Origin of the sequence: Mediterraneibacter sp. 210702-DFI.3.120 (genome assembly GCF_020561005.1) — a bacterium.
Classification (GTDB): domain Bacteria; phylum Bacillota; class Clostridia; order Lachnospirales; family Lachnospiraceae; genus Mediterraneibacter; species Mediterraneibacter faecis.
Genome location: NZ_JAJCNG010000005.1, coordinates 55095 through 66755, shown reverse-complemented (window position 1 = coordinate 66755; position 11661 = coordinate 55095). Strand labels below are relative to the sequence as shown.

The following is an 11661-nucleotide window of genomic DNA, read 5'->3' as shown; positions in this document are numbered from 1 at the left end:
GCAGTAATAAGTTCAGCCGCTTCACGATTATTTGACCGTGAGGCGGCTGTTATTATGTGCGCCTTGCGGCACACATTGCTAATGGATTTTTAAATTTACATCAACTCAAATTCAATCTCTTTTTTTAAAAAGAACTTCTTTACCATCTCATCCCATTCGCGTTCCAGGGTCTTATCCATCATAAAACTCTTGAAGGAAGTTCCTGTCACGCAGGTGAGATGAGTTCCATCGTAACGTATATTCAAATATAGTCCCTGCACGTCAGCAGGATTAAGTCCCAGTTCTTTCTGTTCAATCAGACGGGAAATATTCTTTGAATTCAGGCTGAAGACAAAATGAAAACCGAGCGGTGTTTTCTTTCCTTTAATTAAGGAAAAACAAAATTCACGCAGATTTTTCCAAAGAGAATATTCCGGAATCTCTTCTTCGGAATCAAAGAAATCTTTCTGCATATACCCGTCAATCCGAAAGGTATTAAACGTAATAATCTCTCCTTCAATAAAAGAGAAATTGTCAAAGGTCTCTTTTAACAGAAGGTGAGACATGAAGCTTTTTACATTTGTTAAAGTCAGTGAAATCATATAAATCAGATACCTCCGCAGTATTAACAATTACTAGAACTTATAGATTGTAACAGTCTATTCATTATTGTACTAGAAGACAGAATAAGATACAAGTGTAGAATTAAACGCACAAGATGCATTTTCATTGACTTTTAAGTCTAAAAAAAGTATGATTATATCGGTATGCAAATTGATAAATATAATAAAAAACAAGCTTTTTGCAGGTACATTTTTAGATAAAAATCAGAAAGAATAGAATGTTATGAAGAAAAAAAACGATAGAAAAAGACAACGCAGTATCCGAGTGGGGATTGCAGGTGTTGCGATTGTAACAGCAGTACTTTTGACAGTACAGGGTGTCAGTCATTTGACGAAGAAATCAGTAGACACAAGTAAGGGGATTGAATATATTAAGAGCAAAGAATCTGCAGATGCGAAGACGATAGAACAGAAGATCAAACAGGCAGAGAGACAGGATTTTATCGTGGATGGAAAAGATACGAGAAGTCTGAAAGAACGTTTTTCCGGAGTGGTTGTGATGGGAGATTCTATCACGGAGGCATTTGAGGAGTATGATGTATTAAATTCTTCCAGTGTAGTGGCAAAAGTTGGAATTAACTTTAATGAAGTAGATGAACAGATTGAGCAGGCAAGGCAGCTTGATCCGCAAGTAATTTTCCTTAATTATGGAAATAATGATATAGAAGCAGATCAGGATACATTTATTAAAGAATACTCGTCTATAATCAAAAAGATACAGAAATCGATACCGGATGCACATATTTTTGTGAATGCGATGTTTCCAGTGCAGGATAAAGCACTTCAGAAAGAACCGGCATTTGCTAATATTGCGGAATACAATAAAGCAATTGAAGCTTTGTGCGAAAAGCTGCAAGTAGGGTATCTTGACAGCTCCGATCTGGTGAAAGACGAGTATTACGAGCCGGATGGAATCCATTTTAAGGCGGAGTTCTATCCAATCTGGGCTGAGAAAATGTCGGAGGTAGCTACATTATGACAGATAAAAGACAGAAAATAATTGCCGGGATGAAGTATGTCATACTTGTGTTTATTATTTTGTATTTGATTATGCTGATGGTTTATGCAAGTGGAAGCAAGCGAGCTTTTTCAGAAGTAGAGAAGGCAGTTAGCAGTGTGTTGAATAGTGATGAATTGACAAAGATGGATGAACGGATGTTGAAAAAGAATTTCGGATTGAACAGCGCAGACTATCAGGGCGTGATGTACTATGCTTCTCCATCGAGTGTATCAGCAGCGGAAGTACTTCTGATACAGGTAAAAAATGAATCACAGACAGATGCTGTAACAGATGCAATCGAGAAGAGAAAAGCACAGCGGATGGAGGATTTCGAGGGGTATCTTCCAGAAGAAGTGAAGCTGTTAGAAGATGCACAGCTTAGTGTCAGAGGAAAATACATTTTTTATGCGGTATCATCAGATGCTTCTAAGTATAGAAACACTTTTGATAAAAGTTTATAGGGGGAAAGGAATACAAGATGTTATTCAGTAGTATTACATTTTTGTTTTTGTTTTTGCCAATTATGTTGGCGGTATATTATATTGCACCATTCCGGTTAAAGAATGGACTGCTTTTGATTGGAAGCTTGTTTTTCTATGCATGGGGAGAACCGGTTTATATTATATTAATGGTGTTGAGTATTCTGCTGAATTATTTTTGCGGAATGGATATCGAAAACAACAGCGAGAATGAGGCGAAAGCGAAGAGAAGTCTGATTTTTGCAGTTGTGGTAAATATTCTTTTACTGGTATTTTTTAAGTATTTTGGATTTTTTGTGGAAAGCATCAATGGTTTGTTCCAGGTTCATATTCCATATCGAGAACTTGCATTGCCGATAGGAATTTCATTTTACACATTTCAGGAACTTTCCTATATTATTGATGTTTACAGAGGAAAGGTAAAAGCACAGCATAGTCTTGTGGATTTTGCATTGTATGTATCTTTGTTTCCACAGTTGATCGCAGGACCAATCGTTTGTTATGAAGAAATCGAAGAACAGCTTTCATCCAGAAAAATATCTGCGAGGAAACTTGGAAACGGAGCAATGCTCTTTATTGTAGGGCTTGCAAAAAAAGTCATCCTTGCCAATACGATGGGAGAGATTTTTGAACAGATTACTTCCACAGCGACAAGTAATCTTACTGTTTTGATGGCATGGCTCGGATGTATTACCTATGCATTCCAGATTTATTTTGATTTCAGTGGTTACTCTGATATGGCAATCGGACTTGGAAGAATGTTTGGATTTGAATTCAGGAAGAATTTTGATATTCCGTATGTGTCAAAAAGTGTTACAGAATTCTGGAGAAGATGGCATATTTCTCTGAGCTCCTGGTTCCGCGAGTATGTGTACATTCCACTTGGAGGAAACCGTGTGACGATATCAAGAAATATTTTAAACTTGATGATCGTATGGGCACTGACAGGAATGTGGCATGGAGCAGCATGGAACTTTATCGTATGGGGATTATATTATGGAGTGATTCTTGTCTTTGAAAAATATGTATGGGGAGCAATTGTGGACAGCCTGCCGGCAGCATTACAACATGTGTATGCGCTGGTTCTGATTTTAGTTGGCTGGGTGTTCTTTTTCAGTCCAAGTCTTGGAGCTGCAATCCGTTATCTGTTTGCAATGGTCGGCGGAGGCGCCGGGTTTGTGGATCGTGAAGTATTCTTTGTGATATTTACGCATTGGTTATTTTACTTATTGGCTGTCATTGCGTCTACAGCGGTTGGCGGAAAGGTGTTGAAGAAGATATTGAATTGTTCAAGAAAATCTGCTGTACGCACAGCAGTGACAATTGTTGTATTTTTTGGAATGTTGGCAGTTTCTGTCGCATATCTGATTACAAGTACATACAATCCATTTTTGTATTTTAGATTTTGATAAGAGAATTAAGGTGGAAGAATGAAAAATAAGAGAAACAGAAGTATGCGGGAAACCCTGATTGGAAATTTGTTCGTTTTGATCTTGTTTGTGTTCATGCTTGTGAACATAATCGTACCCGATAAGACAAAATCTGAAATGGAGAATCGTATGCTCACAACAAAGCCGAAGTTGCAATGGAGCAGTATCGTGAATGGCGATTATACGAAAAAGTTTGAAAATTATATGACAGATCAATTCGTTGGCAGGGACTTTTGGAGAAAGATGAAGGTTGCTGTGGATCAGATTGGCGGTGGACGTCAGGAAAATGGCGTTTTAAAAGGGAAAAAAGGACAGTTGATGGAACAAATCGAGGTGGCGGATAAAGAACATCTGGCAGCGAATCTAAAGGCAATCAAGTCTTTTGCAGAGAGTCAGAGTGATATTCCGGTAAAAATGATGCTTGTTCCAGATGCAGCGAATGTTTTGGAAAAAGATCTTCCGGCGTTCGCAAAAGTAGAAGATCAGACACAGATGTTCAGTATGGTGAAAAAGGATCTTGGAGATGCTGTTGAATGGATCGATGTAGCAACAGAATTGAGCAAGCACACAAATGAAAAGATTTATTACAAAACGGACCATCACTGGACAACACTTGGAGCATTTTATGCGTTTCAGGCAGCAGCCCCTTCTTTGGGAATAACAGATGATATGTCAGGAAAATATGTATCTTATGCAGTGACAGACAGTTTCAATGGTTCTTTGGCATCAAAAAGCGGAATGAATCTGAAAGAGAAGGAACAGATTGACATCTATGTTCCGACAGAAGAAGATACAGATCTGATTGTAGACTATGTGGATGAAGGAAAACGTGTAACATCATTATATAATTCTTCTGCGCTGAAAGAAAAAGACAAGTATACAGTATTTTTGGGCGGCAATTATTCTTTACTTGATATTCGTACAGTTTCAACAAGCAAGGAGAAACTATTGATCGTGAAAGACTCCTTTGCGAATTCATTTATCCCGTTCCTGACACCGTATTACAGAGAAATCGTAGTTGTGGATCCGAGATATTACAGCGGAACGATCAATGATCTTATGGATTCCTACAGAATCTCAGAGGTTCTGTTTTTATACAGTGGAAATACATTTTTCAAAGACAATAATATAAGTGGAGTGTTTGCAGTTGAGTAATCGAATCAAAGAAGAATTTTTACAGAAGAGTGAGCCGGTAAGGCTGAATAAATATTTGAGCGAGGCGGGCGTGTGTTCCAGAAGGGAGGCAGACCGCCTCATTGAGACTGGACGCGTGACGGTTGATGGACAGCGTGCGCAGACCGGTATGCGTATCGTGCCGGGACAGGTTGTGAAAGTTGGAAATAAAGTCGTTTCCAAACAGGACGAGATGATCGTGCTGGCAGTGAATAAGCCGCGCGGGATTGTCTGTACAGAAGAACGCAGAGAGAGGGACAGCATTGTCCGTTTCCTGAATTATCCGGTGCGTGTGACTTATATCGGACGACTTGATAAGGATTCTCATGGACTCCTTCTGATGACGAACAACGGTGATATCATCAATAAAATGATGCGTGCAGCCAATAAACATGAGAAAGAATATAAAGTAACTGTTGATAAAGAGATTACGGAAGACTTCTTAAAGAAGATGGCAGCAGGAGTTCCGATTCTTGATACCGTAACACGTCCGTGTACAGTGAAAAAAATCGGTAAATATACATTTTCCATAATCCTGACACAGGGGTTGAACCGTCAGATCCGCAGAATGTGTGAGACTCTTGGATATGAAGTGAAGGATCTTTTACGCGTCCGCGTGATGAATATCACACTGGATGGATTGAAGGATGGACAGTACAGAAAACTAACAGATCAGGAATTGAACGAATTATATGATCAGCTGAAAGATTCTTCTGCATTGCCCGGTGGAAAATATCAGGAACAGTGGGCAGCAACACAAGATAATAGAACGTGACATGGGAAAGGGAAGAAGTGATGATGGATGAGCAGAAAGAAATGAATCACATGCGAGAACTGGTGGAACTTCTGAACAGAGCGAGACGTTCTTATGAGCAGGAAAATACAGAGATCATGAGCAACTACGAGTATGACAAGCTCTATGATGAACTGCAGGAGTTGGAAGAGAAGCTTGGCACGAGAATGGCAAACAGTCCGACTGTAAATGTTGGATATGAAGTACTCAGTGAGCTTCCGAAAGAGCGTCATGAGCGTCCGATGCTTTCGTTAGATAAAACAAAAGATGTGGAAAGACTGAAAGAGTTTTTGGGAAACCAGAAGGCTTTAATCTCCTGGAAACTGGACGGACTTACTGTTGTTCTGACCTATCAGAACGGAGAACTTGCGAAGGCAGTCACCAGAGGAAACGGAGTGATCGGTGAGGTCATTACAAACAATGCGAAAGTATTTAAAAATGTACCGCTTAAGATTCCATATCAGGGAGAACTTGTACTGCGAGGAGAGGCAGTTATTTCCTATAAAGATTTCGAGAAGATTAATGAAGAGATTGAGGATGTAGATGCGAAATATAAGAATCCACGAAATCTTTGCAGCGGTTCTGTTCGTCAGCTGAATAATGAAATCACCGCAAAGAGAAATGTAAGATTCTACGCATTTACACTCGTTCGTGCAGAAGGCGTGGACTTTCAGAATTCAAGAAAATATCAGATGCAGTGGCTTGAAAACCAGGGATTTGATGTTGTAGAGAACCATGAAGTGACAAGAGATACGATTGAAGAGGAAGTGGCATGGTTTGCCCGTGAGATTGAGCACAAAGAAGTTCCATCGGACGGTCTTGTGCTTGTGTATGATGATATTGCTTACGGACAGTCACTTGGAACAACAGCGAAGTTCCCAAGAGATTCCTTTGCCTTCAAATGGGCAGATGAGATCCGCAATACAAAGCTGCTTGAGATTGAGTGGAGTCCGTCACGAACAGGTCTGATCAATCCGGTGGCGGTTTTTGAGCCGGTAGAGCTTGAAGGAACGACAGTCAGCCGTGCAAGCGTCCATAATATCAGCATCATGGAAGAACTTGAACTTGGTGTTGGAGATGAGATCCAGGTATACAAGGCGAACATGATCATTCCGCAGATTGCGGAGAATCTGACAAGAAGCGGAGTGAAAGATATTCCAAAAGTTTGTCCGGTCTGTGGAGGTGAGACGAAAATCTCTATGGAAAATGAGACAAAAACGCTGTATTGTACCAATCCGAAGTGTCAGGCAAAGCATGTGAAGTCCTTTGCACTTTTTGTGAGCAGAGATGCGATGAATATTGAAGGCCTTTCAGAGGCGACACTGGAGAAATTCATTTTCCACGGTTATGTAAAAGACTTTACAGATCTCTTCCATCTTGATAACTACAGAGATGAGATCATGACAATGGATGGCTTTGGCGAAAAATCTTTCCTGAAACTGCAGAGCAGTATTGAAAAGGCAAGAAAGACAACACTTGCAAGACTGGTTTATGGTCTCGGAATCCCGGGAATCGGAAGTGCGAATGCTAAGGTAATCTGCCGGGCACTTGGAAATGATTCGCAACGCGTGCTTCAGGCAGAAGAGGCAGAACTGGTTGAGATCCAGGGTGTCGGAGCAGTCATGGCGAAAAGCTATGTAGATTATTTTAAAGAGGAAGAGCATCAGGAAATCTATAAGCGACTTCTTGACGAAGTGGAATTAGAAGAAGCGGAAGTAACAGAAGACAGTCAGAAATTTGCCGGAGTGAACTTTGTTATTACCGGAAGTGTTGAACATTTTGCAAATCGTGCAGAGGTAAAGGCTGAGATTGAAAAACGTGGCGGTAAGGTGACGGGAAGTGTCACATCAAAGACAAATTATTTGATCAACAATGACGTAAATTCCACATCTTCAAAAAATAAAAAGGCAAGAGATCTCGGAGTTCCAATTATTTCAGAAAAAGATTTTCTGGAAATGCTGTAAAGAAACAGTGGAAATACACAGGTTATAGGAAAGGTGACTTAAAATAACTGGGAGATGATAGTGTGAAGAAAAATAAATTCTACCCGTTGGCCGGAACAGCGGTATTCCTTTTGGATCAATGGATAAAAGATTATGTAGAAAAGAACTTGAAGATGGGAGAGAAGAGGAAGCTGGCAGAGAAGTTGGAACTCCGGCGTGTCCATAATCCGGGAATCTGCCTGGGAGTTTTTGCAAATAAACCGGAAAAGGTGAAAAAGCTTACAGAAGCAGGAACAGGTATTGTGACAGTGACACAGATGCTGACACTTCTTGGAAACAATCATGTTTTGAAAAAAGCAGGAATCACACTTGCGGCAGCGGGTGCGTGGAGTAATCTGGCAGACCGTTATCATAAAGAGAAGGTGGTTGATTACATCGGGATTAAGACAGAAAAGAAAAAGCTGGAACAAGTAACTTATAATTTGGGAGACTTTGCAATCGGAGCAGGCGGAGTACTCTGGGTTCTTGGTTCTATGTTTAAGAAAGAAGGAACAGAATTATGATTCAGGATATACAGCCACATCAGTTTGATAACCAGTACAGACCATGCCCTCCGGATGCGCAGAGCTATGCATTGTATTACGAAGGACAAAGTGCACTGCTGAAGAAAAGGAAAGATGGAATTGAATTTCCAAGATTTCGTGATTTGGAACGGCTTAATGAAGAAATTTATGAAGAAGCAGTTTATCTGTTTACGATTGACGAGGAACGCTTTTATCTGGTACAGAATATTAGTCGTGAACGGTTGTCAGAGTTTACAATGGAGAATAAAGAATCTTTCCGTTATGCAGAACCGCAGTATCTTGCATTTGCCGGAATTACCGGTTATCAGTTGAACAACTGGTATCGTAATCGCAAGTTCTGTGGACGCTGTGGACATAAGATGAGACATGATGAAAAAGAACGTATGATGCGTTGCGATCATTGTGGCAATATGGAATTTCCGAAAATCTGCCCGGCAGTTATCATAGGAGTAACTGATGGTGACAAGATTCTCATGTCAAAATACGCCGGAAGAGCATACAAAAAATATGCACTTCTTGCAGGATTTACCGAGATTGGAGAAACAATCGAGGAGACTGTTCAGCGTGAAGTAATGGAAGAAGTTGGGCTGAAAGTTAAAAATATTCGTTACTATAAAAGTCAGCCATGGTCTTTCAGTGATACGCTCCTGATGGGATTCTATTGTGATCTGGATGGTGAGGAAGAAATCACACTCGACCGCGAGGAACTGGCCTTGGCAGAATGGTTCCGAAGGGATGAGATTCCGGTGGAGCCGAGCAGAGACAGTTTGACGAATGAGATGATCATCAAGTTCAAAAACGGTGAAGTGTAAAACTTTTTTATAAATGTGAATAAATCCAATGAGAAAACGGAAAGATGTGAATATCTCTGAGAAATTCATGTCTTTCCGTTTTGATATACTTGTTTAATTGCGTGATATTGCAGTAATAACAGTTAAGCTTCAGGGCAGGTGATCTTTATAACCTGTTCGATCATGTGATGAAGCAGCTGAGCCTGATTCGTGTCAGCTGCTTTGTAGTAAACCTCTTTTCCTTCTCTGCGGCTGGTAATCAGTCCGTAAGATTTCAGCTGGCGGAGATGGTGAGAGACAGCCGGGCTACTCATGTCCATCATGGAAGAAATGTTGATCACACATTCTTCGCAGTGGCAGAGAAGCCAGAAAATGCGTACCCTGCTGTTATCTCCGAGGACCTTGAACAGGTCAGCAACAATCTGGAAATCCTCTGTCTTTGCAATATTATCTATAAGAAGTTCTGTATTCAGATGTTCACCATGATTATGTGGTAAAATATGGTCAGTCATAAACAATTCTCCTTTTATTCGGTATTGAAATTCAATAGCGCCTTTGGCAACTCTATAATCATAAAGGTATTGTAACATAAAAATACCAAAATGTATTGACTTTTTCATTTGGTTGGCTATAATGTAAATATAAGGATTAAACGAATGCTTAATCGTTTAATGAAAATGAATAGGAAACATGTTTGATGAAAGTCAAAAAACAAGATCAAAGGAGAAGAGAAAGATGAAGAAGACTTATAAGATTGAAGTGGATTGTGCAAACTGTGCAAATAAGATGGAAGATGCAGCAAAGAACACAGCAGGTGTTCAGAATGCAACAGTGAATTTCATGACACAGAAGATGATCGTTGAGTTTGAAGAGGGACAGGATGCAAAGAGCGTTATGAAAGACGTTCTGAAGAATTGTAAGAAGGTAGAGGACGATTGCGAGATCTACCTGTAAGAGGGTGAGAAGAATGACGAAGAAGCAGAAGAAGATGCTGACCAGGATCATCGCTGCGGCGGTGCTCCTGATTCTATTGAATTTCCTTCCGGTAACAGGAATTATCAGATTTGTATTATTTTTGATTCCATATCTGATCGTTGGTTACGATATTTTGAAGAAAGCATGGAAGGGAATCTTAAACCGTCAGGTATTTGATGAGAATTTCCTGATGGCAGTCGCCACGGTCGGTGCGATTGCGATTGCATTTTATGAGAAGTCCGGAGACTTTAATGAAGCGGTTGCTGTTATGCTGTTTTATCAGATCGGTGAACTTTTCCAGAGCTATGCAGTTGGAAAGAGCCGCAGAAATATCAGTGAATTGATGGATATCCGTCCGGATTATGCAAACATAGAGCAGGATGGAAGTCTTGAACAGGTGGATCCGGATGAAGTTGAAATCGGAACAGTGATCATTGTTCAGCCGGGAGAAAAAGTGCCAATCGACGGTGTGGTTGTAGAGGGAACCTCTACACTGAATACAAGTGCGTTGACCGGTGAAAGCGTTCCGAGAGAAGCGAAAGCCGGAGATGAGATCATCAGTGGCTGTATCAATCTGACAGGTGTGTTGAAGATCCGTACAACAAAAGAGTTCGGAGAATCAACGGTATCCAAGGTACTGGAACTGGTAGAAGAATCCACATCCAGAAAATCAAGATCAGAGAACTTTATTTCTAAATTTGCAAAATATTATACACCGGCGGTATGCTATGGCGCACTTGCACTTGCAGTGCTTCCACCACTTGTGAGAATGTTTGCAATGGGAGCTGCACCGCAGTGGAATGACTGGATCTACAGAGCACTGACATTTCTTGTAATCAGCTGTCCGTGCGCGCTGGTTATCAGCATCCCACTTAGCTTTTTCGCAGGAATCGGCGGGGCAAGCCATGAGGGAATTTTGGTGAAAGGATCCAATTATCTCGAGGCACTGTCCAAGACAAAATATGTTGTTTTTGATAAGACAGGAACTTTGACTCAGGGAATTTTTGAAGTGGTCGGAGTACATCATAATCAGATGGAAGAAAAGCAGCTCTTAGAGTATGCGGCACTTGCAGAGAGTGCGTCATCTCATCCAATCAGCAAGAGTATTCAGAGGGCTTACGGAAAAGAACTGGATCGTTCCCGTGTCAGTGAGATAGAAGAAATCAGTGGAAACGGAATTACAGCGAAAGTAGACGGAAGAAGCGTTGCAGCAGGAAATGTTAAGCTGATGGATCGTCTTGGTATTCCATATAAATCATGTCATAAAGTAGGAACAATCATACATATGGCAATTGATGGCGAATATGCAGGACACATTGTGATTTCAGATGTTGAGAAACCGACTTCTAAAGAAGCAATCGCGAAACTGAAACAGGCAGGAATTCAGAAGACAATCATGTTGACGGGAGATGCGAAACAGGTGGCAGACCAGGTGGCAGCAGATCTTGGTATTGATGAGGTTCATAGCGAACTGCTTCCTGGAGATAAGGTGGAGCAGGTAGAAAGACTTCTGGCTGAGAAGCCGGCGAAGGCAAACCTGGCATTTGTCGGAGACGGCATTAACGATGCACCGGTTCTTGGAAGAGCGGATATCGGTATTGCGATGGGGGCAATGGGATCCGATGCGGCAATTGAGGCAGCAGATGTTGTCCTGATGGATGATGATCCGTTGAAGATTGTTAAGGCAATCCGAATTTCTAAGAAATGTCTCGGAATCGTATATCAGAATATTGTATTTGCTCTCGCAGTAAAGGGCGCGTGCCTGATTCTCGGAGCACTTGGAATTGCAAATATGTGGCTCGCAATCTTTGCAGATGTGGGAGTTATGGTACTTGCAATACTCAATGCGATGCGTACACTTTTTGTGAAGAAGTTATAAAAAGAAAAGGAT

General features: G+C 40.9%; 12 protein-coding genes. 10 read left to right on the top strand and 2 right to left on the bottom strand.

Annotated features, from left to right (window positions below; all coding sequences use genetic code 11):
* Positions 1-95 precede the first annotated feature (95 nt).
* Entirely contained in the window at positions 96-581 is a 486-nt protein-coding gene (locus tag LI162_RS04340; RefSeq protein WP_117498644.1) for a DUF5721 family protein, read from the bottom strand.
* Between the two features lie 244 nt (positions 582-825).
* On the opposite strand from LI162_RS04340, the gene LI162_RS04335 reads away from it, so the two are divergent.
* From LI162_RS04335 to nudC, 8 genes are all read left to right on the top strand, one after another.
* Positions 826-1581 (top strand): GDSL-type esterase/lipase family protein, encoded by a 756-nt coding sequence (locus LI162_RS04335; RefSeq protein WP_227155846.1) that lies wholly within the window; start codon positions 826-828, stop codon positions 1579-1581.
* A complete protein-coding gene (locus LI162_RS04330) occupies positions 1578-2063 on the top strand; it encodes a DUF4358 domain-containing protein (RefSeq protein ID WP_227155844.1) in 486 nt (161 codons plus the stop codon). Before LI162_RS04335 ends, LI162_RS04330 begins: the two co-directional genes overlap by 4 nt.
* A gap of 17 nt (positions 2064-2080) precedes the next feature.
* Positions 2081-3490 (top strand): MBOAT family O-acyltransferase, encoded by a 1410-nt coding sequence (locus LI162_RS04325; RefSeq protein ID WP_227155843.1) that lies wholly within the window; start codon positions 2081-2083, stop codon positions 3488-3490.
* Between the two features lie 21 nt (positions 3491-3511).
* On the top strand, positions 3512-4666 hold the full coding sequence (locus LI162_RS04320; protein WP_227155841.1) for a DHHW family protein: 1155 nt from the start codon (positions 3512-3514) through the stop codon (positions 4664-4666).
* Positions 4659-5459 carry a 23S rRNA pseudouridine(2604) synthase RluF gene (gene rluF / locus LI162_RS04315; protein ID WP_227155839.1) on the top strand — a complete coding sequence of 267 codons (801 nt, stop codon included), beginning with the start codon at positions 4659-4661 and terminating at the stop codon, positions 5457-5459. Before LI162_RS04320 ends, rluF begins: the two co-directional genes overlap by 8 nt.
* Positions 5460-5482: 23 nt before the next feature.
* Positions 5483-7441: an NAD-dependent DNA ligase LigA gene (gene ligA / locus LI162_RS04310; protein ID WP_227155867.1), complete on the top strand. Its 1959-nt coding sequence runs from the start codon at positions 5483-5485 to the stop codon at positions 7439-7441.
* A gap of 62 nt (positions 7442-7503) precedes the next feature.
* Positions 7504-7983, top strand: coding sequence for a signal peptidase II (locus LI162_RS04305; RefSeq protein ID WP_055147682.1), 480 nt, complete (start codon positions 7504-7506; stop codon positions 7981-7983).
* A complete protein-coding gene (nudC, locus tag LI162_RS04300; protein WP_227155837.1) occupies positions 7980-8816 on the top strand; it encodes an NAD(+) diphosphatase in 837 nt (278 codons plus the stop codon). The genes LI162_RS04305 and nudC overlap by 4 nt, the downstream gene beginning before the upstream one ends.
* Positions 8817-8938: 122 nt before the next feature.
* Here nudC and LI162_RS04295 read toward each other — a convergent pair whose 3' ends face one another.
* Complete coding sequence (locus tag LI162_RS04295) at positions 8939-9307, bottom strand: ArsR/SmtB family transcription factor (RefSeq protein WP_020437283.1); 369 nt, start codon at positions 9305-9307, stop codon at positions 8939-8941.
* Positions 9308-9530: 223 nt separating this feature from the next.
* On the opposite strand from LI162_RS04295, the gene LI162_RS04290 reads away from it, so the two are divergent.
* Together LI162_RS04290 and LI162_RS04285 are read left to right on the top strand one after the other, a co-directional pair.
* Positions 9531-9749: a cation transporter gene (locus LI162_RS04290; RefSeq protein ID WP_020437282.1), complete on the top strand. Its 219-nt coding sequence runs from the start codon at positions 9531-9533 to the stop codon at positions 9747-9749.
* Between the two features lie 13 nt (positions 9750-9762).
* Entirely contained in the window at positions 9763-11649 is a 1887-nt protein-coding gene (locus LI162_RS04285; RefSeq protein ID WP_020437281.1) for a heavy metal translocating P-type ATPase, read from the top strand.
* Positions 11650-11661 lie beyond the last annotated feature (12 nt).

Bases quoted from the DNA above. Each gene is read 5' to 3' on its own strand.
- LI162_RS04340 (WP_117498644.1), bottom strand. From the start codon at position 581: ATGATTTCACTGACTTTAACAAATGTAAAAAGCTTCATGTCTCACCTT.
- LI162_RS04335 (WP_227155846.1), top strand. From the start codon at position 826: ATGAAGAAAAAAAACGATAGAAAAAGACAACGCAGTATCCGAGTGGGG.
- LI162_RS04330 (WP_227155844.1), top strand. From the start codon at position 1,578: ATGACAGATAAAAGACAGAAAATAATTGCCGGGATGAAGTATGTCATA.
- LI162_RS04325 (WP_227155843.1), top strand. From the start codon at position 2,081: ATGTTATTCAGTAGTATTACATTTTTGTTTTTGTTTTTGCCAATTATG.
- LI162_RS04320 (WP_227155841.1), top strand. From the start codon at position 3,512: ATGAAAAATAAGAGAAACAGAAGTATGCGGGAAACCCTGATTGGAAAT.
- ligA (WP_227155867.1), top strand. From the start codon at position 5,483: ATGGATGAGCAGAAAGAAATGAATCACATGCGAGAACTGGTGGAACTT.
- nudC (WP_227155837.1), top strand. From the start codon at position 7,980: ATGATTCAGGATATACAGCCACATCAGTTTGATAACCAGTACAGACCA.
- LI162_RS04295 (WP_020437283.1), bottom strand. From the start codon at position 9,307: ATGACTGACCATATTTTACCACATAATCATGGTGAACATCTGAATACA.
- LI162_RS04290 (WP_020437282.1), top strand. From the start codon at position 9,531: ATGAAGAAGACTTATAAGATTGAAGTGGATTGTGCAAACTGTGCAAAT.
- LI162_RS04285 (WP_020437281.1), top strand. From the start codon at position 9,763: ATGACGAAGAAGCAGAAGAAGATGCTGACCAGGATCATCGCTGCGGCG.